The organism is Pseudomonas sp. GW823-FHT02C02 (assembly GCF_058797635.1).
Genome location: NZ_JBXAJV010000011.1, coordinates 1 through 23,252 on the forward strand (window position 1 = coordinate 1; position 23,252 = coordinate 23,252).

The 23,252-nt window shown below is 57.1% G+C and carries 31 protein-coding genes; 23 read left to right on the forward strand and 8 right to left on the reverse strand.

Annotated elements, in window-relative coordinates; all coding sequences use genetic code 11:
• Positions 1-123 precede the first annotated feature (123 nt).
• The 23 genes from AC1ROI_RS19655 (at position 124) to AC1ROI_RS19765 (ending at position 17,906) form a co-directional block, all read left to right on the forward strand.
• Positions 124-1,383 (forward strand): phage major capsid protein, encoded by a 1,260-nt coding sequence (locus AC1ROI_RS19655; RefSeq protein WP_102642658.1) that lies wholly within the window; start codon positions 124-126, stop codon positions 1,381-1,383.
• 49 nt (positions 1,384-1,432) lie between these two features.
• Complete coding sequence (locus tag AC1ROI_RS19660) at positions 1,433-1,678, forward strand: hypothetical protein (RefSeq protein ID WP_102642657.1); 246 nt, start codon at positions 1,433-1,435, stop codon at positions 1,676-1,678.
• Positions 1,679-1,680: 2 nt separating this feature from the next.
• Positions 1,681-2,157, forward strand: coding sequence for a head-tail connector protein (locus AC1ROI_RS19665; RefSeq protein ID WP_102595753.1), 477 nt, complete (start codon positions 1,681-1,683; stop codon positions 2,155-2,157).
• Positions 2,157-2,492, forward strand: a complete 336-nt coding sequence (locus AC1ROI_RS19670) for a phage head closure protein (protein WP_102595754.1) — start codon at positions 2,157-2,159, stop codon at positions 2,490-2,492. The genes AC1ROI_RS19665 and AC1ROI_RS19670 overlap by 1 nt, the downstream gene beginning before the upstream one ends.
• Positions 2,485-3,015 (forward strand): HK97-gp10 family putative phage morphogenesis protein, encoded by a 531-nt coding sequence (locus AC1ROI_RS19675; protein ID WP_102595755.1) that lies wholly within the window; start codon positions 2,485-2,487, stop codon positions 3,013-3,015. Before AC1ROI_RS19670 ends, AC1ROI_RS19675 begins: the two co-directional genes overlap by 8 nt.
• Positions 3,012-3,380, forward strand: a complete 369-nt coding sequence (gene gp17, locus AC1ROI_RS19680) for a tail completion protein gp17 (RefSeq protein ID WP_102595756.1) — start codon at positions 3,012-3,014, stop codon at positions 3,378-3,380. The genes AC1ROI_RS19675 and gp17 overlap by 4 nt, the downstream gene beginning before the upstream one ends.
• A 57-nt stretch (positions 3,381-3,437) precedes the next feature.
• On the forward strand, positions 3,438-3,929 hold the full coding sequence (locus tag AC1ROI_RS19685) for a phage tail tube protein (protein ID WP_102595757.1): 492 nt from the start codon (positions 3,438-3,440) through the stop codon (positions 3,927-3,929).
• 9 nt (positions 3,930-3,938) lie between these two features.
• On the forward strand, positions 3,939-4,286 hold the full coding sequence (locus AC1ROI_RS19690; protein ID WP_102595758.1) for a phage tail assembly chaperone family protein, TAC: 348 nt from the start codon (positions 3,939-3,941) through the stop codon (positions 4,284-4,286).
• Positions 4,287-4,315: 29 nt separating this feature from the next.
• A complete protein-coding gene (locus AC1ROI_RS19695) occupies positions 4,316-4,570 on the forward strand; it encodes a phage tail assembly protein T (RefSeq protein WP_102595759.1) in 255 nt (84 codons plus the stop codon).
• 25 nt (positions 4,571-4,595) lie between these two features.
• Complete coding sequence (locus AC1ROI_RS19700; RefSeq protein WP_102595760.1) at positions 4,596-7,289, forward strand: phage tail tape measure protein; 2,694 nt, start codon at positions 4,596-4,598, stop codon at positions 7,287-7,289.
• On the forward strand, positions 7,279-7,617 hold the full coding sequence (locus AC1ROI_RS19705) for a phage tail protein (protein WP_102595761.1): 339 nt from the start codon (positions 7,279-7,281) through the stop codon (positions 7,615-7,617). The genes AC1ROI_RS19700 and AC1ROI_RS19705 overlap by 11 nt, the downstream gene beginning before the upstream one ends.
• Before the next feature lie 9 nt (positions 7,618-7,626).
• Positions 7,627-8,376: a phage minor tail protein L gene (locus tag AC1ROI_RS19710; protein ID WP_102595762.1), complete on the forward strand. Its 750-nt coding sequence runs from the start codon at positions 7,627-7,629 to the stop codon at positions 8,374-8,376.
• 2 nt (positions 8,377-8,378) lie between these two features.
• Positions 8,379-9,146: a C40 family peptidase gene (locus AC1ROI_RS19715; protein WP_102595763.1), complete on the forward strand. Its 768-nt coding sequence runs from the start codon at positions 8,379-8,381 to the stop codon at positions 9,144-9,146.
• Positions 9,147-9,376: 230 nt separating this feature from the next.
• Positions 9,377-9,544 (forward strand): hypothetical protein, encoded by a 168-nt coding sequence (locus AC1ROI_RS19720; RefSeq protein ID WP_156375904.1) that lies wholly within the window; start codon positions 9,377-9,379, stop codon positions 9,542-9,544.
• 33 nt (positions 9,545-9,577) lie between these two features.
• Entirely contained in the window at positions 9,578-10,021 is a 444-nt protein-coding gene (locus AC1ROI_RS19725; RefSeq protein ID WP_158243837.1) for a type II toxin-antitoxin system death-on-curing family toxin, read from the forward strand.
• 108 nt (positions 10,022-10,129) lie between these two features.
• Positions 10,130-10,471, forward strand: coding sequence for a hypothetical protein (locus AC1ROI_RS19730; RefSeq protein WP_102595765.1), 342 nt, complete (start codon positions 10,130-10,132; stop codon positions 10,469-10,471).
• Between the two features lie 42 nt (positions 10,472-10,513).
• Positions 10,514-11,110 carry a tail assembly protein gene (locus AC1ROI_RS19735; RefSeq protein WP_102595766.1) on the forward strand — a complete coding sequence of 199 codons (597 nt, stop codon included), beginning with the start codon at positions 10,514-10,516 and terminating at the stop codon, positions 11,108-11,110.
• A 57-nt stretch (positions 11,111-11,167) separates the two neighbouring features.
• The gene (locus AC1ROI_RS19740; RefSeq protein WP_102595767.1) at positions 11,168-14,755 is read left to right on the forward strand and encodes a TipJ family phage tail tip protein; all 3,588 of its coding nucleotides are present in this window, start codon (positions 11,168-11,170) and stop codon (positions 14,753-14,755) included.
• Positions 14,752-15,075 (forward strand): hypothetical protein, encoded by a 324-nt coding sequence (locus tag AC1ROI_RS19745; protein ID WP_146012989.1) that lies wholly within the window; start codon positions 14,752-14,754, stop codon positions 15,073-15,075. The genes AC1ROI_RS19740 and AC1ROI_RS19745 overlap by 4 nt, the downstream gene beginning before the upstream one ends.
• Positions 15,075-15,740 (forward strand): hypothetical protein, encoded by a 666-nt coding sequence (locus AC1ROI_RS19750; RefSeq protein WP_102599791.1) that lies wholly within the window; start codon positions 15,075-15,077, stop codon positions 15,738-15,740. The genes AC1ROI_RS19745 and AC1ROI_RS19750 overlap by 1 nt, the downstream gene beginning before the upstream one ends.
• A 24-nt stretch (positions 15,741-15,764) precedes the next feature.
• Positions 15,765-16,697: a hypothetical protein gene (locus AC1ROI_RS19755; RefSeq protein ID WP_102595787.1), complete on the forward strand. Its 933-nt coding sequence runs from the start codon at positions 15,765-15,767 to the stop codon at positions 16,695-16,697.
• 373 nt (positions 16,698-17,070) lie between these two features.
• The gene (locus AC1ROI_RS19760) at positions 17,071-17,418 is read left to right on the forward strand and encodes a phage tail protein (RefSeq protein WP_102595790.1); all 348 of its coding nucleotides are present in this window, start codon (positions 17,071-17,073) and stop codon (positions 17,416-17,418) included.
• 62 nt (positions 17,419-17,480) lie between these two features.
• Positions 17,481-17,906 carry a cell wall hydrolase gene (locus tag AC1ROI_RS19765; protein ID WP_102595786.1) on the forward strand — a complete coding sequence of 142 codons (426 nt, stop codon included), beginning with the start codon at positions 17,481-17,483 and terminating at the stop codon, positions 17,904-17,906.
• Positions 17,907-17,921: 15 nt separating this feature from the next.
• On the opposite strand, the gene AC1ROI_RS19770 is transcribed toward AC1ROI_RS19765, so the two are convergent.
• The 8 genes from AC1ROI_RS19770 to mnmC all read right to left on the reverse strand — a co-directional run bounded on the left by AC1ROI_RS19770 (position 17,922) and on the right by mnmC (position 23,143).
• Positions 17,922-18,317 carry a hypothetical protein gene (locus tag AC1ROI_RS19770; RefSeq protein ID WP_102595785.1) on the reverse strand — a complete coding sequence of 132 codons (396 nt, stop codon included), beginning with the start codon at positions 18,315-18,317 and terminating at the stop codon, positions 17,922-17,924.
• A gap of 81 nt (positions 18,318-18,398) precedes the next feature.
• Positions 18,399-18,608 carry a hypothetical protein gene (locus AC1ROI_RS19775; RefSeq protein WP_102595789.1) on the reverse strand — a complete coding sequence of 70 codons (210 nt, stop codon included), beginning with the start codon at positions 18,606-18,608 and terminating at the stop codon, positions 18,399-18,401.
• 65 nt (positions 18,609-18,673) lie between these two features.
• The gene (locus AC1ROI_RS19780) at positions 18,674-18,904 is read right to left on the reverse strand and encodes a hypothetical protein (RefSeq protein WP_102595784.1); all 231 of its coding nucleotides are present in this window, start codon (positions 18,902-18,904) and stop codon (positions 18,674-18,676) included.
• Positions 18,901-19,140, reverse strand: coding sequence for an excisionase (locus AC1ROI_RS19785; protein WP_102595783.1), 240 nt, complete (start codon positions 19,138-19,140; stop codon positions 18,901-18,903). The genes AC1ROI_RS19780 and AC1ROI_RS19785 overlap by 4 nt, the downstream gene beginning before the upstream one ends.
• A 62-nt stretch (positions 19,141-19,202) precedes the next feature.
• Complete coding sequence (locus tag AC1ROI_RS19790) at positions 19,203-19,694, reverse strand: DUF4224 domain-containing protein (protein ID WP_158243838.1); 492 nt, start codon at positions 19,692-19,694, stop codon at positions 19,203-19,205.
• Positions 19,695-19,842: 148 nt separating this feature from the next.
• Entirely contained in the window at positions 19,843-20,400 is a 558-nt protein-coding gene (locus AC1ROI_RS19795) for a pyocin activator PrtN family protein (RefSeq protein WP_306461195.1), read from the reverse strand.
• A gap of 28 nt (positions 20,401-20,428) precedes the next feature.
• Positions 20,429-20,743 (reverse strand): hypothetical protein, encoded by a 315-nt coding sequence (locus tag AC1ROI_RS19800; protein ID WP_102595781.1) that lies wholly within the window; start codon positions 20,741-20,743, stop codon positions 20,429-20,431.
• A 420-nt stretch (positions 20,744-21,163) separates the two neighbouring features.
• Complete coding sequence (gene mnmC, locus AC1ROI_RS19805; RefSeq protein WP_102595780.1) at positions 21,164-23,143, reverse strand: bifunctional tRNA (5-methylaminomethyl-2-thiouridine)(34)-methyltransferase MnmC2/FAD-dependent 5-carboxymethylaminomethyl-2-thiouridine(34) oxidoreductase MnmC1; 1,980 nt, start codon at positions 23,141-23,143, stop codon at positions 21,164-21,166.
• Between the last annotated feature and the right edge of the window lie 109 nt (positions 23,144-23,252).

Genomic DNA, 23,252 nt, shown 5'->3' on the forward strand with positions numbered 1-23,252 from the left:
GCCAATCGCGGACTGCAGCATCTGCTCCGGAGCGAGTCCGCGGGCGACCTGGCAGCAATTGAAGTGGTCGAGGCGCTCAAGTCGCGCCCAGCACTGTCCCTCCCTTCGTTTTGAGGATTCACCATGCATAACGCCATGAGCAACCAGGCTCGCGCCGAAGACCGTCAGATGCACCGTAAGGAGCATGCAGACGACAAGATCCAGCTGAAAGCGGTCAACGATCTTCTTGATCAGCGCGACCAAGAGATCAAGCTGTTTGCTGAAAAAGCCAACAAGGAAATCAAGGAGCACGGCACCATCCTGACGGAGACCAAGACCATTTTGGATGGTCTGGTGAAGGATGGTCTGGCCCTGCAGGATCGCTTTCAGGACATCGAGCAGAAGCTGGCGCGCCGCTTCTCCGCGAACGATCCGAGTGAGCAGAAGTCCGTCGGCGAACAGCTGTCGGAGTCGGACGACTACCAAGCACTGACCACCAAGGGTCGCGGTATTGCGCGCCTGAACCTGAAGGCCGTAACCAACATCACCAGCGCCACCACTGGCACTGGCGGCGTCGGTGTGGGCATCCAGCCAACTCGCGTCGCGGGAATCATCACCGATCCCGAGCGTCAGTTCACGATCCGCGATCTGATCATGCCTGGCCGAACCGCTTCCAACGCGGTTGAATTCGTGCAAGAGACCGGCTTCCAGAACATGGCAGCACCTCAGGCAGGCGAGGGCGCGCTGAAGGCCCAGTCCGACCTGTCGTTTGGCATGGTCACCACCACTGTCAAAACCATCGCTCACTGGTTCAAAGCATCGAAGCAGGTCCTGTCGGACATCCCTTTGCTGCAGAGCTACATCAACGGCCGTGCTATCTACGGCCTGAAGTACAAAGAAGAAGAGCAAATCCTCGCTGGCGACGGCACTGGCCAGAACCTGTTGGGCCTGATCCCGCAAGCCACCACTTTCAACGAAGCGCTGCGCAAAGCAGGCGACACCAAGATCGACACTCTGCGCCGCGCGATCCTGCAAGTGCGGGTCGCTGAATACCGCGCTTCGGCGATCGCGCTGAACCCGGTCGACTGGGCAGATATCGAGCTGACCAAGGACAGCACCGGCTCCTACATCTGGGTCAACGTCCAAGAAGGCGGCGTCCAGCGTCTCTGGAAGTTGCCGGTGGTGGACAGCAATGCTGTACCTGAAGGCGAGTTCCTGGTTGGCGCAATGAACATCGCTGCCCAGGTGTTCGACCGCGAAGACGCTGCTGTCGAGGTTTCGACCGAAGACGGCGACAACTTCCGTACCAACATGGTCACCATCCGTGCCGAAGAGCGCCTGGCGCTGGCGGTGTACCGTCCTGAATCGTTCGTGCACGGCGAGTTCGAAGACCCAACGCCGTAATTCCTCAATCATCCAAGGAGCGCGCCCGGGTGACCGGGCGTGTGTGCTAATGCCAGATATCGAAGTGACAACCAAAAAGGGCTTTCTTAACGGTCATGAGTACGTGAAGAAGGGCCGTGACATTACCGTCGATGAGTTCCGCGCCAAGGAGCTTCACCGTAACGGTTTGATTGAGGATTACGACGTGAAGCAGGCGGCCGAACCCGAAAACAAACAGGCCAAGGAAGCGGATAACAAAGCTGCTCCAGAGGCCAGCCAAAAGCCGAAACCCGAGCTGAAAAACAAGGCTAAATAATCATGAGCGTGATCAACATCGAATTGGCGATGAAGCACCTTTTGGCCGAGCCGGAGGATCAGGATCTCGTCCAGTCGCAACTAGATGGGGCCGAAGACGCGGCGATGGCCTATCTCCAGCGCTCGTTCTTTGTTGATCAGGCTTCCCTTGATGCTGCGCGCTTGCAAGTGCCCGCATCACGAAACACAGCGCGTCTCAGATATGACGCTGACATGGTCGCTGCCGCGCTGATAGATGATCACCTATTACGGTGCGAGTCGATGGCGGACGCGAATTTCGCTTTTAAAGAATCACTTGATGCGGCGACCCGGGTTGCTCGTGGAATGGTCCTCAACGCCAGTATCCAATCGGCCTGCCTGCTAAAACTTGGTCACCTGTTCGCCAACCGTGAAGAGGTCGTTACAGGCACCATTTCGACAGAGTTGCCTCTGGCTTCCAAGTCCCTGCTGACGCCTTATCGCGTCGGGATGGGTGTCTGATGAGAGCAGGCAAGCTCCGAAACCGAATCACAATTGAGAGCCCTGTTTACGTACAGGATCCCGCAACCGGGGAGATGGTCAGAACGTGGGTGGAAGCCTGGGCAAAAGTGCCGTCCAGTATCGAGCCACTCTCTGCGCGTGAGTTCATCACCGCGGCCGCCGAACAATCCAAAGTCTCGGCTCGCATCGTTATCCGATATCGCCCAGGCGTAAACGCGACGATGCGCATACTCCATCGCGACAAGATCTATGTGATCGAGGGTGTGCTGGCTGATCGGGAAAGCGGGCTGGAATATCTGACGCTGCCATGTAGCGAAGGGGTCAGTGATGGCTGAGGTCGTCGAGTTCAAAATCAGCGGACTTGACTCAGTGCTGGGAAAGCTTGAAGCGGTCAGCTATGACGTCAAACGCAAAGGCGGCCGGGCTGCTCTGCGGAAGGCTGCGCAACTTGTGGCGGAGTCGGCGCGGCAAAGTGCGCTTCGGTTGAACGATCCGGAGACAGCCACTGAAATCGCAAAGAATATTGCAATTCGATGGAACGGGACGCTTTTCAAGCGCACCGGCGACCTTGGGTTTCGCATCGGAGTTTTGGGCGGAGCAAAGGAAAAAAGGAACTACCACACTCGGCGCGGCAGGAAAGGCGGTACCTACGAGATTGGTGGGGATAGCGGGAACCCCGGTGGCGACACCTTCTATTGGCGCTTTCTAGAGTTCGGAACATCCAAGATGGCGGCACAGCCATTTATGCGCAGCGCGCTCGCTGAAAACGTTGGCGCGGCTACCACCCTGCTGGTTTCTGAGTTTGAAAAAGCCATTGATCGCGCCATCAAACGCGCCACAAGAAAGGCAATCAAATGAAGTACCCACCGATTTTTCAGGTCGCGGCAGCTGATCCAGCAGTGACGGCATTGCTCGGTACGAACCCGACGCGCCTGTATCTGTTCGGTATTGCTCCAGATACGCCAGTTGGTACTTATTGCGTCTGGCAAGTCATCAACGGATCGCCAGAGAACTTCCTCGCGGGCAGGCCAGACACCGAGGCTTACGGCCTACAGATCGATGTGTACGCGTCGACAGCGTCGGCTGCTCGTGCAGCTGGGCATGCCATCGAATACGCGGTGGAACTGGCCGCGACCATTACCAATTACAACGGTGAAACCAAGGACGCGGAGACAGGCCTGTACCGATACAGCTTCGACGTGGACTGGATCGTCCGCAGATAACCAAGCCCCAAACCTACCCGCCATGTGCGGGTTTTTTTTCGTCCGCAGGAGACACCTATGTCCATTCTCACCCAGGGCACGCAGGTATTTGCCCTTGTTCCACCACTGACCGGCACCGGCCCGTTGACTGTCATGGAAGTCGAGTGCGCCACCACGTTCGATCCGGGTGGCGCGCCGGCCGACCAAATCGAAGACACGTGCCTGAGTGCCAAGGAGCGCAGCTACAAAAAAGGTCTGCGCACCCCTGGCCAAGCATCGCTGGGCCTGAACGCCGATCCCAACAACGCCAGTCACATTCGCATGCATCAGCTTTCCGAGGCCGATGGCGATACCAGCGTGAAGTGGGCGGTGGGCTGGTCGGACGGTACCGAACCCCCAACGCTTGATGTCGGTGGTGATGACTTTGAATTGCCAGCCACGCGCACCTGGTTTGTGTTCGAGGGCTACGTCTCCGACTTCCCGTTCTCGTTCGCGGCCAACACCGTCGTGACCACCACCGCAACCATCCAGCGTTCGGGCGGCTCCGCCTGGATCAAGAAAACTACGTAAGGGCGCCTCATGAACCTGAGTCAATTGAAAGCCGCCGGCGGTATTGTCGGCGGCGCCATGGTGAAGAAGGGTGTTGTCTGGAAACACACAGACAGCAAGGGCAAGCCGATCGAGGACAAGTTCTTCATCCATGTCATGCCTCAATCGTTCGGCATGATCGAGCATCTGTTCTCCTCCAACGAAACAGAGCAGAGCCGCAACGCCAAGTACATCTCCACCTGCGTGACGCTCGGGCCAAAAGGCGAAGAGGCAATTCCTTACGAGGATGCCTATCGGCTTGATCCTGGTCTGGGTTGGGCGATTCTTGGCGCCGTCCACGAGGTGAACAACACCGGGGCGGACCGCGTAAAAAACTGACGGCCGCCGATGAGTTTTGGCACGAACTCGTGCTGAACGGAGTCGGCGGGCGAACCGTTACAGAAGCCAAAGCCAGCATCAGCTATGCCGAGGCTATGGCCTGGGTTGCCTACCGAAATAAGCACGGCAGTTTCAACCTGGCGTCCCGCGCCGAACAGATGGGCGCGATCGTTGCGCTGCAAGTTCATCGAATGGGCGGCGGCAACGCAGAGTTGGTCGACTTCATGCCACATCACCAAAAAACAGGCGTCTCGCTCGAAACGGCAATGGCCGAATGGGTCTGACCCGGCTATCAACAGGAAGTAACCCATGGCAACCCGTTCGCTTGGCACACTGACGCTGGACTTGATCGCCCGCATCGGCGGCTTCGAGCAGGGCATGGATAAGGCCGGCCGCGTCACCGAAAAGCGAATGAAGGAAATGCAGGCCCGCGCTGAAGAGGCGGGCAAGAAGATTGGCGGTGCGTTGGCCACCGTGGTGACCGCGACTCTCGGCGTTGGTACCGCTTCGCTGGTGATGCTGAAAAATACGGCGGCGGCCACCACCGAGACGGACCGCTGGGCAAAGTCCCTGGGTATCGGCACCGGTGTCCTGCAGCAGTGGCAGTACGCCGCTGAACGAGCAGGCCTGAGTGGCGACAAGATGGCCGATATCTTCAAGGATATCGGGGACAAGATCGGTGATGCGGTTATTACTGGCGGCGGGGAGGCGATCGAAGGGCTCAAAAAGCTCGGGCTATCGGCAGAGAGCTTGGCGGCGATGTCACCGGACAAGCAGTTGCTGGCCATCGCCGATGGGCTCAAGTCTGTGGCAACACAGTCTGAGAAGATCAACATTCTCGAAAGCTTCGGTAACGACCTTTCGCGCATGCTGCCGCTGCTTGATAAGGGTGGTGAGAGCCTGCGCAAATATCTCGCCCAAGCCAAAGATTTTGGCATTGCGATGGACCCCCAGCAGATCGCGAATCTCGTGCGGGCAAACGAGATCATTCAGGATTTGCAGGGCCAGGCACAGGGGCTCCGGAACGAGTTCGTGTCCGGCCTCGCTAACGTCGATATGAGTCCGCTTCAAAACTCACTCGACGGCTTGCGCGACATCGTCAAGGATCCAGGCTTTCAGCAGGGAATGGCTGATCTAGCGGCATTGGTCGTGAAGTTGACCGGCGCAGCCGCGACAGGTTTGGCCCAACTGCCAAATGACCTACGCAAAATGATGGGAGACCTGGAGTACGTCACCTCATTCTTTTCGAGCGATAAAAAAACACAGCATCTCGCCGGGGTGGCCAGCGAAGAAAGTACCAACCGTTCACTGGACGCGTACAACAAGGCTGATGGTGGACTGAATAAGTTCGCGGCCAACCCAACGTTGTTTGTCGGCGATCTTTTTGGGCAGGACCTTCAGGCGGCGAAGAAGGCTTCCGATGAGCGTCTGGCAAGCTATAAGGCATACACCGACTTGCGCGGCTGGGGTGACAAAAAACTCGTCGAGGGGAACAAGCAGGTCGAGCAACAGGAGCAAAAGGTAGTTGCTGCCCGGACCGGCACCACCATCGCCACTACGAAGCTGCTCGATTCCTATGACAAGCTGAACAAGCTGGAGGAGGATCGGGCTTCACTGGTCGCGGCCATGGGGAAGGACCCGGCCAACGCCGACCGGTATGCCCGGGCGATTGCCGCCATCGATAAGCAAGTCTCTCAGCTAAACGGCACAACCAAGTCCGCAACGGAAGCGCAGAACAAACTCAAGGAGCAGCTGAAGCAAGCCGCGACGGCATTTGATCAGCTGCGCCAGACCTACGACCCGGTGAGCTCCGCTGCTGATGAGTTCAGGAAGCAGACGATTCAAATCGACCTTCTGCTCAAGAACGGAAAAATAACCAAACAGGAATACGGCCAGGCCACCGCATGGCTTGCCAGCCAGTTCAACGAGGCGGTCAATTCGGCCAACGGACTTTCGCAGGCACTCCAGTATCAGGCGGATCTTGAGCGGCAACTGAACAACCAGAGGGAGCAATACGCTGCCCAGGCCGCCGCGGTAGGGATGGGGAGCAAAGAATCCGATCGGTATATGGAGCGCCTCGAACTGGAGCGCCAAACCAATGACCAGGTTCTTTCTCTTCGCACGGAGCTCGCGACAGCCACGACCGACCAGCAGCGCAAAGCGCTTCAGGATCAGATCGACCTGACCAATCAGTATCTGCCAAAACAGATCGCGGCTATGGAAGAGGGCTGGGCGCAGATGGACGCTGCCCAGTCCGATTGGACAAATGGCGCGCGCGGGGCTTGGGAGGACTATCTCGACAGCGCCAAGGATGTTGCAGGCCAGACCCGCAGTCTGTTCGGTGATGCCTTCAGCTCCATGGAAGACGCAATCGTCAATTTCGCGATGACCGGGAAACTGTCCTTCGCGGACTTCACCAAATCAATCCTGGCCGACATGGCGCGCATCGCTACACGGCAGGCCAGTTCGGCTTTGCTGAGCAGCTTGGTGGGTGCTGGTGCGAGTTATTTCGGCGGTGGTTCCGGAGCGACGGCTTCTGCCGGGGCGACTCAAGCAGGTTACAGCGGCGACCTTTCAGGCTTTTCACCTGGCAGCATTCAGGCCAAAGGTGGCGCTTGGTCGGGTGGAGTACAAATGTTCTCCAATGGTGGTGCCTTCACCAACGGTGTGGTCAGCAAACCGACAGCGTTCGGCATGGCTGGCGGCGACATCGGCATCATGGGTGAGGCTGGGGACGAGGCGATTATGCCTCTGACTCGAACCGCCGATGGTTCGCTGGGGGTGAAAGCCATTGGCGGGGGCGGAGGCTCGTTGAGCTCCAACCAGGTGCTGATTCAGCAAACGATTCAGGTCGCTGATTCTGGTGGTGGAACTGCATCACAACAGGACACGCAGGCTCTTGGGCAAGCGTACGCCGATGTGGCCAAACGCGGAGCTCAGCAGGAAATTGCGAAAGAACTGCAAGTCGGTGGGCAAATCTGGAGGCTCGTAAATGGCCGTTGAAACCTTCATCTGGTGCCCGAAAGTGGAGCCGACCAGTACCCCAGAGTATCGGGTACGTGCTTCGAAATTCGGGAACGGTTACGAGCAGGTCGTAGGGGATGGGATAAACAACAAGGTCGATAGTTGGCCCCTCACTTTTGTTGTTGGCGAAGCAGTCGCTGTGGATATCAAGGCGTTTCTTGATAGGCACGGCGGCTTCCAGTCTTTTCTGTGGACGCCCCCACTTGGCCAGCTGAGCTTCTTCCGGGCTACGGCGCCGACCATAACCCCGAATGGTGCTGGAATTTTTACCCTCAACACCACCTTCACCCAGTCATTCCTTCCATAAGGGGCGTTCATGCCGCTGATCAGCGATATCCAGGTCCTTGAGCCTGGCAGCGAAGTTCTGCTCTTTGAATTGGACGGCAGTGACTATGGCGCGGATGTTCTGCGTTTTCATGGCCACTCAATCCCGCACACGTCGGCCGAGATAATCGCCGCCGGCCCTGATGCTGATCTGTTGCCGGCGAAAGCGATCTACTGGCAGGGCAATGAATATGGCGCCTGGCCGATGCAGATCGACGGCATCGAAGCAAACGGCGACGGCACCGCGGTGCGGCCGACTTTGTCTGTCGGCAACGTCAATGGACGCATTACCGCGCTGTGCCTGGCGTTCGCCGACCTGCTTGAGTTCAAGTTGACGATGCACCACACGCTGGGCTCGTACCTCGATGCTGCAAACTTTCCGGCCGGCAACCCGACAGCAGACCCAACCCAAGAGACGATCGAGGTCTGGTACATCGACCAGAAGACGAACGAAGACGGGGAGACGGTCAGCTGGGAGTTGGCCAGCCCGGGCGACGTCGGTAACGAATCCATCGGGCGGCAGGCAACAACGCTTTGCCACTGGTGCCTCACCGGCGGTTACCGTGGGCCAAACTGCGGCTACACAGGGTCATACGTCACCAAGGACGGCGTCGTCACCGATAATCCTGAGCTGGATGAATGTGACGCCACATTGGGCCGGGGTTGCATCCCACGCTTCGGCGAAGGCAACCCATTGCCATTCGGCGGCTTCCCGGCCGTTTCATTAATTGCCAGGAGCTGACCATGCGTAAGCACATTTTGAACGCCATTCAGGCGCACGCTGCGGCCGAGTACCCGAAAGAGTCCTGCGGGCTGCTGCTGGGAGTCGGGCGCAAGCAACAGTATTTTCCGTGCTTGAACATCGCAACAGAACCAAACGAAGAGTTCCGGATTGATCCTGAGCAGTACGCTGCGGCCGAGGATATCGGTGAAGTCATTGGCGTTGTTCATTCACATCCGGACGCAACCAGTCGACCTTCACCGCGTGACCTGGCCATGTGCGAAGCGACTGCCATGCCCTGGCACATCCTCAGCTGGCCGGAAGGTGACCTGCGTACGGTGATGCCGATTGGCGATGTCCCTTTGCTGAAGCGGCCATTTGTGCACGGCGCCTGGGACTGCTGGCAGGTCTGTGCCGATTGGTACAAGCGCGAGTGGGGGCTGGAGTTCGAAGCCTTCAGGCGCGCTGATGGCTGGTGGGAGAGTAAAGACAACACCAGTCTTTACGAGGCGAACTACGAGGCGGCCGGCTTCTATAAGGTCGACCTGCCACAGCGCGGTGATTTGGTCGTGATGGAAGTGGGCAGGACGGTTTACCCGAACCACGCCGGGATTTTCCTCGGCGTTAACGCCGCATTGCCTGGCGAGGAAAGTAATATTCGCGGCCCAGGCCCTTTTCTGCTACACCACATGTACGGCAGGCCATCGGAAATTATTATTTTTGGTGGTCCGTGGCTGGAACGCACAAGGCTCGTCCTTAGGCATAAAAGCGTAGAGTTATCTACAATTTAGACGGTAATGCTGGGTGAGTAGAGCGCGAATACGCCGGTTTTTTGGCGAAAACCAATCACGTCGATAGAGAAAACGCAACGGAATTAACAGTGACAGGTAACGTCTTAGTGGATATGATTCGCGCCACTTGACCCCTGCAGGGGGTCAGCCGGTGTAGGAAAACTAACCGGATCCTCAGAGCAGTGCTTTGAGTTGGCACGCACGGAGCTTGCCCCTTAGGAGAGAAGACCATGTCCGCACAAATGAAGACCCGACCAAAATTCGATTTACCATCCCGGAAAAAAGACGTCGTCAGAGCGCGTCCGGATATGGGTGACCAGGTTGAACAGGTGAATCAAGCATTCGCCATTACCTTCGAGCGCTTCGAGCGCGCCATTGAAGAGCTTGCTAAGCGATAATCGATGCCTGTTAAACGTAAAGGAATACGTTGGTTGACCGTAGATGATCTTACGGAAATTAACGCAAGGTTGATCGCCATGAAAACCCCGGAAGAGATATCCGGGGTTTTTAATGTCGACGCACTTCACAGGGCCCAGCAGAGTCCCTGCCAGCACCGGTACTACGGGCAAACAGAAGACGTCATTACGCTGGCTTCAGTTTTGTTCGAAAGCTTGGCAAGAAACCATGCATTTCATAACGCCAACAAGCGGACGGCGGCTGTAGCTGCTTCTATTTTTATGCTTCTGAACGGTTACGAACTGACCGCTCCGGACAATGATCTAGTAGAGGTCTCCGTCGCGATCGTGACGCATGAGATCGATCGTGAATATCTCGAAGACTTCCTTTATCACTGGCATCGACCTATCGACACCAGTCTGGAAGAGCTTGGAAATGGTGCATTACGCCGCCTGTTAGATCGGATGGTCACAGCCTGATATAGCAGATGAAGCTAAACCTACACGCAGAGCCCAGCCAATCGCTGGGCTTTTTCGTTTCTGCCTTCCCGGTGCTACATTGCAGTCCTTTCCACAGGAGTGACCCGAATGAAATTTATCGTTGGAGCGTTGGCGATGGCTTTGCTGGCGGGGTGCTCGTCGCCATCTGATTTGATGTCGTCGGCCCCGGCAGTCACTGTGGTGTCTGCGAAGACTCCGAAAGCCTTTGCGCTTTGTGTTTTCCCTGAATGGCAGGAGCACAACTCGAATGCCAGCATGACCGAAACATCAACCGGCTATCGGCTCGTCAACGGTTTCGCGCAGCAAACTGACGATGTGTTGGATATAAGCCAGGCCAAGTCGGGTAGCGTCGCAAAACTTTACCAACGAGTTGCTTGGTCTCAACTGGGGCGCGGAGGATTGCGGGACTCCCTTCAGAAGTGCCGATAAACACAAGCCGCCGAAAGGCGGTTTTTTATGAAAGGATAAATCATGGCCGCTGCCGTTTCGTTCGCCACCAGCATGACCACGGTCAAGCTTTCTGGATCCCTCGCCAGAAAGTTTGGTAGAGATCATCGGAGGCAAATCGACACAGGGACATCTCGCGAGGTGTTCAAAGCGTTGAATTGCACCATTGAGGGATTCGAGCAAGAGATTAAGCGTCTGGCCTCTTTAGGTATGCGTTTCGCTGTGTTTCGGAACCGTAAAAATGTGGGCGAGGCGGACTTTGAACTAGGTGGCACCCGTGAGCTGCGGATTATCCCAGTGGTTGAGGGAAGTAAGCGCGGAGGTGTTTTGCAGACGGTGGTGGGCGTGGTGTTGCTCGCTATCTCCTACGTGTTTCCGGTGACCGCGCCGTATTTGACTCCGGCGGGTATTGGTCTGATCGCCGGCGGTGTTATCCAAATGCTCAGCCCGCAGGCGTCAGGCCTCAAGCAGAGTGCTTCCCCTGAAAACTCACCGTCCTACGCCTTCGGCAGCGCCAAGAACACCACGGCCAGCGGCAACCCGGTACCGATCTGTATCGGTGATCGCCGCTGGGGCGGCATGATCATTTCTGCATCGATCTACGCAGAAGACAAAGCGTAGTCAGCACACAGCAAGCAGGCCGCCCATGAGGCGGTTTTTTTTCGCCTGGAGGAATGCATGGGCGCAGCACTGAAGAACGACATCCATGGCGAGAAGGGCGGCAGCAGCAAGCCCAAGTCTCCGACCGAAGCCAGCGACAGCCTGCGCTCGACAAACCTGGCCAAGATCCTGATCGCCGTGGGCGAGGGTGAGTTCGACGAAGTCCCGACCGACTACAGCATCTTCCTCGACAACACGCCGATCCGGGACGCCAGCGGCAACTACAACTTCCCGAACGTGAAATGGGATTGGCGTCCTGGTTCCGTGGACCAGACCTATATCCCAGGTATTCCGTCCGTTGAGAACGAGACCTCGCTGAACGTCGAACTGCGCAGCGATGCACCGTGGGTTCGCTCGATCAGCAACACCCAACTCTCAGCCGCGCGCATCCGCCTCGCTTGGCCAGCACTGCAACGTCAGGACGACGAAGGCAATGTCGTGGGTTACCGCATCGAGTACGCCATCGACGTGGCAACCGATGGCGGCGCATACCAGCAAGTGGCCGTTGACGCTGTGGACGGTAAGACCACCACGCGGTACGAGCGGTCTGTCCGTGTCGATTTGCCGGACGCCACCAGTGGCTGGCAGATCCGTGTGCGCCGGCTGACCCCGAACCAGAACAGCAACAAGATTGCCGACACCATGCTGATCGCCGGTTACACCGAGGTGATCGACGCCAAGCTTCGCTATCCAAATACCGCGCTGCTCTACATTGAGTTCGACGCCGAGCAGTTCACCAACATTCCAGCAGTCACTGTGCGGTGCCGCGCCCGGCGCTGGATGGTGCCGAGCAACTACGATCCGATCGCCCGTACCTACACCGGTACTTGGGACGGCAGCATGAAGTCTGCCTGGACCAACAACGCAGCGTGGATCACCTACGGGGTGTGCACTGAAGACCGATTCGGCCTGGGTAAACGCATCAAGCCGTTCATGGTCGACAAGTGGGAGCTTTACCGGATCGCGCAATACTGCGACCAGCTGGTGCCGAACGGCCTTGGCGGCGTAGAGCCACGCTTCCTGTGCGACATGAACCTGCAGGGCAAGGCCGACGCCTGGTCGTTGCTGCGCGATATCGCCGGGATCTATCGAGGCATGACTTACTGGGCCCAGGGCCAACTGGTGATGCAGGCCGACATGCCGCGGGCGCAGGACTTCGATTACGTCTTCACCCGGGCCAACGTGATCGACGGAAAGTTCTCGTACGGCAGTGCCTCGGCGAAGACTCGGTACACCCGGGCGCTGGTCAGTTACGACAACCCGGCGAACAACTACGACACTGACGTCATTCCATTCGCTGATTTGGATCTGCAACGGCGCTACGGCGACCGACCGACCGAACTGAGCGCCATCGGTTGCACGCGAGCATCCGAGGCCCAGCGCCGCGGCAAGTGGGCAATCCTGAGCAACAATCAGGACCGGACCGTTTCGTTCAAGACTGGCATGGAGGGTGTGATTCCGCTTCCGGGGCACATCATCCCAGTGGCTGACTCGCTGCTGGCGGGGCGCGAAGTGGGCGGCCGTATCTCTGTCGCAGCGGGCCGAGTTGTGACGCTGGACCGTGACACCCAGGCCAAGGCGGGTGATCGCCTGATCATCAACCTACCGGGTGGCCGCGCCGAAGGCCGCACCGTGCAGAGCGTGAACGGCCGCGCCGTGACCGTGACCACCAACTACAGCGAACCACCCTTGCCGCAATTGCAGTGGGCGCTGGATGCTGACGACCTGGCAATCCCGCTGTATCGGGTATTGCGCACCAAGCGCACGACCGAAGGCGACTTCGAAATCAGCGCGCTGCAATACGACCCAAGCAAGTTCGCTTACATCGACACCGGTGCGCGTCTGGAAGAACGGCCGATCAGCGTCATTCCGATCACCGTGGTTCCCGCGCCGGCGAGCGTGACGGTCACGTCGAACTCGGTCGTGTCCCAGGGCATTGCCGTCGCCACCATGACGATTACCTGGCCCGCAGTGAACGGTTCCGTCGGGTATGACGTTGAGTGGCGCAAGGACAGCGGCAACTGGATCAAGCTGCAGCGCACCGGGATGACCAGTGTCGACGTGGTGGGTATCTATGCTGGTGCCTACGTGGCCCGAGTCCGGGCTGTGAGCGCCTTCGACATCTCGTCGATCTGGCGGGCCTCCATCCTGACCAATCTCAAGGGCAAGGAAGGCTTGCCGCCGGCGGTGTCGTTCCTGACGGCCACGCCTTTGCTGTTCGGCATCTATCTGAAGTGGGGCTTTCCGGCTGGAGCCGAGGATACCCAGCGCACGGAGATCTGGTATGGCCCGACGACCAGTCTGGAGGCAGCAACCAAGCTCACGGACTTGTCATACCCGCAAAGCGATTTCTCGATGCTGGGGCTGCGTGCGGGCGTGACCTTTTTCTTCTGGGCACGGTTGGTAGATCGCATCGGCAACATCGGGCCTTGGTACCCGATCGGGATTGGCGTCATGGGGCAGTCGAGCGCGGACGCGGCGGCCATCTTGGAAATGATCGCCGGTCAGATTGGAGAGACGGAACTGGGCCAGGACCTGCTGGACCAGATCAACAAAATCCCCGGCCTTCAGGACCAGATCGACGCGCTCGATGGCCTGTCCGCCTACAAGCCGGACCAGGTCTACGAGAAAGACCAGATGGTTGTGGCAGATGGGAAAATCTTTCAGTCCAAGGGCGAAGTGCCAATCAACACCCCGCCGCCGAATGCGACCTACTGGCTGGATGTCGGGGAGTCAATCGAGACGGCGAACGGGCTGGCGCAACAGGTTGCCTTTAACACCGCCGATATCACAGAGCTCGACGGTGTTGTCACTGCGCAGGCGACCGCGTTCCAAGCGTTGCGGGCTTCCTACAGGGACGACAACGGGGAAGGGGACCTGGCCGATGCCATGAAAGGCTGGACCAGCACTGCGGCTATCGCTTCGGAATCCAAGGTTCGCTCCTCGGAAAACGAGGCGTTCGCGCAGCGCATCACCACCTTTGACGCGAAGATCGGCGAGAACGCGGCGAATATTACCGAACTGGAGCAGGTGGTCGCCACCAATCAGTCGGCAACGGCCACAAAGATCGATCAGCTCAGCGTCACCGTTGGGCAAAACGGTACAGCGATCCAGCAGAACAGTGCGGCCATTCAGCAGACGTCTACGGCTTACGCCGACACGGCCGGCAAGCTGAGCACCATGTGGTCGGTGAAAATGCAGATCACCGCGGGCGGGCAGTACGTCGCCGCCGGTATCGGCCTGGGCATCGAGAACACCGGCGCCGGTCTGCAAAGCCAGTTCCTGGTGAGCGCTGATCGCTTCGCCATCGTCAACACCATCGCCGGCGGCGCCATCTCGGTTCCATTTGCGGTACAGGGTGGCCAGGTGTTCATGAACTCGGCGTTTATCGAGAACGGCTCAATCAACATGCTGAAGATTGGCGACAACTTGCAGTCTGACAACTACATCGCCGGCACTACAGGCTGGCGCTTGACTAAGGCTGGGGTGTTCGAAATCAACGGTAACGTTGCTGGTGCTGGCCGCATGACTATGACCAACAGCGCGCTGAAGGTCTACGACGCCAACGGTGTCAAGCGCGTGCAACTGGGGGATCTCAACGCATGAGTTTTGGAATGAGAACCTGGGGTGCCGACGGAATCCTTCAGTTCAACACCGACACCGCAACGTGGAGGATCGTACTCTCATCGGTGGTTTCGTTTGCGGGCGCGGGAGGGAAAAGCACTCAGCAATATTCGGTGCCTGGCTGCAACACCAGTAACGCGGTGGCCATTGTTCTACCAATCGGCGCAGCGGCCTCCGATGATCGACAGCTCGAAACAGAAATGGCTGACGGAATTGTCTACGTCAGAAACTACATCAATGGTTACGCCGGGCTGATGTTTTCTCACAGCACAATGCGACTGATTGTCATGAGGTGGTACTGATGGCGGGATACGGACTATCGGTTGTCAACGATGGTGGTGTGGTTTCCATTGACTCTGAATACGCGAGGCTGTGTGTTCTTCAGTCGGGAAGGTATTCAGGGGGGGCGGGGAGTGCGGGTGTTTCCTTCAGTCCCGCAATAACGACCCAAGAACCTCCGCTTATTTTTTTAAGGCCGGATAACAATGGTGGCCTTGTCACCATTGGCTGCAGCATTTCTGGAACACCGGGGAATTGGACCGGTATGACCATTACTGGTCCTGCATCTTATTCCCCCGCAGGGAAATACTTTGTGGGTGGGTTCGCTGCATCGGCTACCGCGGCGTTCGGCATGAGGCTTTGGGACGGCGCCAGTAAACTGCTGTTTGATAGCGGCACACCAGCGGCAGTATTCACAAGGTTTTTTCAGAATTGGACGTATGTAAAGTCTACCCAAGATGCGCAAGGTTTTTATACCAACTGGTATTCATCGCCATTCAGTTCGTCAGTTGATGAATATTTGATGATTAATAACGCGGGTATGCGAATGGTGTCCGGTGACAATATTGGACGGGTTACTGGCATTACATATGACTTCTCTCAATCTCAACTTTGGTTTACTACTACTGCTTTGAACAACCCTTTCATATTTTCATTACCAGCCGTCTTCGCAAAAATTATTGCTTAAACAAATTCTTATAGGGATTCACTTATGCCTTGGTATAAAGCCGGGACGGTTTCTGTCACCCTGAATTCCAATGCTGTCATTGGTACGGGAACAGCTTTTATTGCTAATAGCCGAGTGGGTGACGCGTTTCGGGGCCCGGACGGCGGCTGGTATGAAGTGAGCAACATCGCCAGTGATACCGCGATGTCGATTTCGCCGCCGTATCAAGGCGCAACCAATGCAACAGGCATCTTCGCACTGGCCCCAATGCAAGGCTACGTGAAGGATTCAGCCGATGCGCTGAGAGCGTTGGTCAATACCTACGGTGCCAAATTGGCTGCCCTCGGTACGACCGGTAACTACGATGTCCTGCCGCCGAGCAAGGGCGGCACCGGGATCACCGACCTCGCACCGTTCGCTCAAGGGCTTCTTAATGACATCGACGCAGCCGGTGCGCGCTCTACTTTGGTCGCCGCAAAGTCTGGTGCAAACGCTGATATCACGTCTCTGTCTGGCCTCTCGACGGCGCTTAGCATCGCCCAGGGAGGGACGGGCAATACTACAGGCACGGCCACCAAATTGACCGCTGAGGCGATTCTTGGGTCCGTTTCGCAATCTGGTGGAACGCCAACTGGAGCGCTGATGGAGTACGTAAGCAATGCGACTGGAGAGGTCTGGAAGTTCGCCAACGGGCTGATGCTGACATCGCAGTCTATTAACTACCCGGCGCTCGGATGGACCACGGGGACAGGGGTTCGATATTTAAACGTTACCGCTTCGTTGCCCGGTGGTTTTGCTGTTACTCCAAAGCTTTACGCACAGCTAGTAGAGCAAGATATTTCCACCCGGTCGGCATGGGTAACCAACGTTTCGGCACCAACTTTGAGCTCTTTAAGCGCCTGGCTTGCTGCAACCTCGGGCACTACGGGGGCTGGCGCTTTTGTATTAAACGTCCATGGCATAGGTAGGTGGTACTGATATGAATATCAAACTTGTGCCGGTGCGGCTTGATGAATCTCTGTACCTATTTCGGGCTGGTGATGTACTTGTTTTGAATGGCGTGGCCTTCGACTTTTCCGCAATCGGCGAAGGCGATACTCTTCCTCTTCTGGCAATAAACTGCGCGTGGTTTGCCGGCGAGGTTGGGCGGGCAAATGGGGATCTGGCTCTGTCTCTTATCCTGCCTAATCCGTGGAACTACAGTCCGGAGCAGGCATTTCCTGACCCATTGATTGGCGTGGCCAACGGCGTAGTGCCGCTCCCTCTTCCGCTCCTGAGCGATCCGCCTTCCGAATCACCTGAGCCGTTGCCGTCTCCTCATGAGCCAGTAGCTGGTGAGATCGACTGGTCAATGCTCATTACCGCTGAAATGAAAGCGGCAACCCTGGCAGCAGCTCAACTGGCTGAAGCCAAAGCTTCGCTCTCCGCCAAGAATGCTAAGGCTGTGTTTCAGATAGCCCGCATTCAGGACCGCATCGACACGCTTGGGTATGGCATCGACGCAGGGGAGGCCACCGAAGCGGACGAAGCCGAACAGGCTGCTTTGCTGCTGAACCTGAAGGCGTGGAAGGCCTACAAGTTCGCTCTCGGCAAGGTGACTGTTCAGCCGACCTGGTACGCCGCGCCGGTTTGGCCGACAGAGCCGGTCGTGCCGGTGATCGTTGCCGACCCAGAGGCGCGATCTGCCGACCTGATGTAGAGCGACAAAGAGCAGCACAGACCACCCGCCATTGAGCGGGATTTTTTTGCCCGGAGAAAAGTATGACCGTCACCGAAAAAGACCGAGACATCCTCGCCCGCACGCTGTGGGGGGAGGCCCGCGGTGAAAGCCTGGCCGGTCTGATTGCCGTGGCCTGGACGATTCGTAACCGCGTGAACGACGGCAAGACCAAGTCATGGTGGGGGGAGGGCTATGCCGGCGTGTGCCAGGCGCCGTATCAGTTCAGCTGCTGGAACAGGAACGATCCGAATTACGTCTACCTGAGCGGGGCAAGGGAGATCCCGTTACGGGAGCTTGCCCAGGCGCGGATCGTTGCTGACCAGGTGATCGATGGCAAGGTGTCCGATCCTGCCGGCGGCGCCACGCACTATTACGCGATCGCCATGAAGAAGGCTCCAGGCTGGGCGGCGAAGGCCAAAGAAACATTGAGGCTTGGTGGTCACGTCTTTTTCAAGGATGTGCCGTAGCTGCCGGCTACTGGCTCAATTGTCGGAGTTTTTTCGCGGTAAAGGGAAAGGACTATCGAATGGTTTCTCGCCTGATAGTTCGCGGATCCTGAGATTGAGTTCGCTGATGTGCCTGCTGTTGGCCATCAGCTCCCAGTTACTTTTCGTCTCGATATCGGTGGCTCTGCGGTTTGATTCTGCGAGATCGGCCTTGGCCTTTAACAGGTCGGCCCTCAGCGCCCCGCATTCTTTAGTGACATCAGCGTGCATCTGCACCAGCCCGAAGATGTCTTCGCGGGCTTTGCGCAATTGCAGGGTCAGTTCCTGCACCTCGTTCTCGGTGATGCGCAGGAAGTAGCGACAGGTCTCAAGCTCAGTGGGGCAGCCAAGCCAGTCGCTGGTGTCTTCGATTTCGAGGGGGTCCACGGTCATGCCTTATTGATACTGTTTGTATATACAGTAATCGAGGTAAGGCAAATGAGCGAGGGCGTGGCGACGAGCTGTAGCCTCTGGTCATTCCGGCGTCATCATGACCGCAAGCGTCATCTTGATGAACTCCTCATTCTGGCCGATCACGCCCAAGGCCCCGCGAACATTGTTGCCCGCTGTTGTTGAGCCCTGGCTTTCAACCAGCAAGGTCAGTTCCATGATGGCGGCCTCTAGGGCCAGCTGGTTTTCGTTGATCTTGTAGAGTAGGGAAGGGAGCAGGTCTGAGTCAGGCATCGCGATTTCCTCCATGAAAGAGGAGAGGGTAGCAGTGGCGACTATGAGTTTCCTCATAGCTCCCACTAATCAATCTTAAGCATCTTTGCGAGCAATGGATCGTTAGAGCCCATCACCGCTGCCTGTACGTCCACGAAATACATCCCTCCCGTGATCTCGCCGATAATTTCGCCTTCTTCAATCCATTTCTTCAACTGCTGCAGACTTGGTTTATTGCCGACGTACCGTAGCTTCCAATACTCCCCTACCTCCATGAGTCTCGGCAGTTTTACAGTGATTTGAGACAAGATTTTCATAGGCCTAGTTTCGCTCTTTCGACCTGTATTCTCTCTATCAGACTGCCGGCTGAGGTTCTTGTCCGAAGCTTCTCGGGTTCGCGGTAGCACGCAATCGGCTCTACATAGTAATTTCGTCCGTGCTTGATTGGTGGAGGCGTAATTCGCCCTTCGCGGGCCCATTTGCGCAGCGTATTGGAACTGGGCGGCGTTCTAAAGTGATCTGCTGCCCATTCCACAAGGGTTAGCTTGCTCATGATTGCGTATCCCAGTGAAGCAATATGTTCGGGCTACTTTAGCGCAGATGAGAGAAGTTGGTTCATACGAGCAGCGTGACGGGCGTTCGTTGGTTTGTGTTCTTTTTTCTTCTTAGGTTGGTAGCTGCCGGTTTCGGAGGTGCTGGCGCTATCGGGATATGCGCGGGCCACTGGGTATCCAAAAAAGCCTCGTACCGTTTCAGGCTATACATGATTGATCCGTCGACTTTTGACCATACGTTTTCCGGAGTTATGCCTCTGGCACGCTTCCCTTGTAAGGCTCGCGCGGTTGTACCCAAGAGCTCGGCCATCATCGATTCAGAAACCTTGTCCCAATTTTCCGTGATGTCGATTAGCCCACAAATCTGAGACTCCGTTTTCTCGTCCCGAGAATTGTTGCAGTCGATTTTGTCTAGCAATGATTGTTTGGGGACTTTGGGGTAACCATCTCCACCGAGAATGAACGGTATGGCATTGGTTCGAAGCCAGCGAGATTGAATAGCTGGGCGCGCATGACCAGTGAGGTCGACCACTTCATCCTTCGTTAAGAACATCGAGTTTCTCCTGGTGCGATATCTGATACGGCTACATCTTTCCATCCTGTTTAAATGTGCCAGGCCTTTGTTTGATATAGTCTGAGCTGGGCATGGCTCGTCCAGTTATGAGATGAGCGGCGTGATACGTTAGCTGTATGCTTCTTCCCTATAGTTGGCATTTCAGCGTTCTAGACTTTTCGATCTGCTGACCGCTCCACTCTATTACCTCTGCCTTAACCCAAGCCACAGCCTTGCCACCTAGCTTAACTTGACGTGGAAATGTGCCGTGATTTGCCATTTTGTAAATCGTACTAGTCGACATTCCTGTAATCCGCTTTACTTCAGCCAGCCTTATGAACTGGATAGGTTGTTGACTAAGGTCATTTGACTCCGCAGATTGAGCAACTGGATCAGCTTCGGGGTTTTCTATTTTGAGCGACTCTTGGCTAAAGGATTTAGTAGCCTGGGTCCTCGGCCGATCAAGCTCAACCTTGGCCCTGTCTCGCTGACGATCGATGTAAGCAGCCAGATCCGAGAGGTGAACGCCTCGTGCAGTCTTTTCGTTCTGCTCTATAGAGATAATCAGCAGGTCAATCTCGCCCGTGGAGACCTTTGTCTGTAGCTTTGATGGCGTCAAATGAGTGAAGTAGTCGGCGCATACCCGATGCAAGGACACAATCACCTGACTATGATACTGGGCCATCAAAAGAAAAAGAGTGTTCATCGGTCGACTCCTTTGCACAACGGAGGCATCAGTCTACCGGTGTGGTTTGTTCCATCCTTTTAATCCAAGCTGTTTGCCACTCTCTTTGTTGAAATCGACGCAAGAAAAACGTCAAAGCGCCAGCAATCCCTGCGACGATAATGGTTATATACTCGAAGCGTTCACCGTATACACCTGCAAGCGCCAGTGCGGTCATCGCCGATAGGCCACCCGCCGTAGCGGCCAGTATGCAATCGTTGACTTCGTTCCCTACGGGTCTTGGGCCTTTCAACTTCGTCACAAAAGCTTCGGCTTCTTTCGCGCGCGAATGGTAGCTGTCGGATTCTTCTGCATCGTTTTTCATTATGCGCAGCTCCAAATTTTTTACCTGAGCTTAGCGTGGATGCTTCAGATGATAATCATTGGAGCCGTCATAAAGCTGGCTTATCCACACCGGATGCTCGCCGGGAAATCTCGTACCATTTTTTGTACCAATCGTGTGTTTTTTAGGGGTGGTTAGGGGTGTGGATGCCCCCTGAAGCCCTTTAAAACCCCCGGACCAAAAACGCCAGCTAATCCGCACATAAAGTCCTTACCGGTTTTTCCGTTGGGGAGGGTCAATCGATACCCGCCAAAAACGGCGGGTACTCAGAAACTGACCCGGTGGGATCGCGGGAGTTTTAGATCGATAAGTAATAAGAGGGAATGTGCAGGGAGGCGCCTTCAGCCGAAAACGCCGGTCCGCACCCGATAGATCGATCAATTAAACCGTCAGAATGCGGATTCATTTACCCCGAATCAGGCGCCGCAAAGCGAAACGATTCGGATGGCACGCCTCGGCCACGGCTCTGGGTAATGGCAGCGGTTCGTTGTCGAGCCAGGCCGCGAGCAACTCGCCTGACAACGGCGCGGTAATCAGCCCTCGTGAGCCGTGGCCGCTGTTGACGTACAAACCGTCCAGCCATGGACATGGGGTGTCTGGCGTTTGCCGGGCGTCCTTGCTCAGGGCGATGTAGGCGTCGGCGAAGGCCTGGCGATCAGACAAAGGGCCGACAATTGGCAGGTAGTCGGGGCTGGTGCAGCGGAACGCCGCGCGACCTTCAAGTGCCTCGGGTCGCAGGGCCTCTGCGCCGAGTCGGGCGACCAGATCCACCGAGATTTCTTCGAGCATCTGCAGGTTGCCGGCATGCTCGGCCGTGGTGGGCGTCAGGTCGTCGTTGTTGAAATCAAAACTGGCACCCAGGGTGTGTTCACCCAGGCGGGCCGGCGCGACATAACCTTCGGCACATACCACGGTGCTCAGGCTCTGGCTTGCAGGTGTTTGGGGCAGGCGGGTGATCTGTCCACGAATCCGTTTGAGCGGCAAGTCGCTGCTGAAGTCGAAACGCTTGATCTCGGCGGCGCCGGCCAGCACCACCACCGCTGCGTTGGCCAGCAGCTTGTGACCCTCCCACGCTTGCCATTGCCCTTCGGCACGACGCAGTTCCAGCACATCGTGATGGGGCAGGAACCGGATATTCGGATGCGCCGCTTGCCATGCGCACAGGGCGGGCGGATGCACCCAACCGCCTTCGGGGTAAAACAGGCCACCCGATTGCAACGCGATGCCCGCGCGGATCTGCGCGTGTTGCTGATCGAGTGTGTGCAGCAAATCCTCGGGAAACGCCGTTGCCAGTTGTGCCTGACGTTCGGCTTCCTTGGCGTTGAAGGCCAGTTGCAGCACACCGCAATCGTCCCAGTCGACGCCTCGGTGCAAGTGCTCAAGCAAACGCCGGGTGTGACCGAAACCACTGACAATCAACTGTGACAAGGCCGTGCCATGGGCCGAGAGCTTGAGGTACAACACGCCCTGTGGATTGCCCGACGCTTCCTGTGCCAGCGCATCGTGGCGCTCCAGCAAACTGACTTGCCAGCCCCGTGCCGCCAGGCTGGCGGCGGTGGCGCAACCGGCCAGTCCTGCGCCAATCACCAAGGCGTGACGTTCGCCGGTCAACGGCGTTGGGCGGGCAAACCAGGGTTTCGCAACGACAGGCGTGGGGGTTTCTGCAGGCCAGCCCAGAAACACACCGCGCAGGATTTCCCATTTGTGACCGATGCCGGGCGTGCGCTTCATCTTGAAGCCCGCCGCGTTCAACAGACGGCGCACCCAACCGGTGCTGGTGAACGTGCTAATGGTCGAGCCGGGCGCTGCCAATCGAGCCAGTTCGGCAAACAACTCGGCGGTCCACATGTCGGGATTTTTCGCCGGGGCAAAACCGTCGAGAAACCACGCATCAATCTGCGCGTCCAGTTGCGGCAATTGCTCCAGCGCATCGCCGATCAGCAACGTCAGGGTCACACGCCCGTTGTCCAAGACCATTCGCTGGAAGCCTTGATGGATCGCCACGTATTGCGCCAGCAATTGATCGGCAAACGGCTTGAGCTCCGGCCACAAAGCCAGCGCACGCTGCAGGTCTGGCTGGCTCAGCGGGTACTTTTCGACACTGATAAAGTGCAGGCGCGCACCGGCCACGGCGTGCTGTTCGAACAACTGCCAGGCGCAGAGGAAGTTAAGCCCGGTACCGAAACCGGTTTCGCCAATGACCAGTCGACCGCCGTCGGCCAGCGCGGCGAAGCGTTCACGCAAACCGTTCTGTTCGAGAAATACGTAGCGGGTTTCTTCAAGGCCTGATTTGTCCGAAAAATAGACATCGTCGAACACCCGCGAATACGGGCGACCCTGGTCGTCCCAGTCGAGTTGGGCGTGAGGCAATACAGGTTTCATGGCAGGCTCGGCAACGGCAAGGCGGCCATTCTAGCTGATCGAGGTGGTGATGCCTGATCCATGGCAGTGTCGGGTAGTGGTGCCGCAGGCAATCGCCACAAAAAGCCGA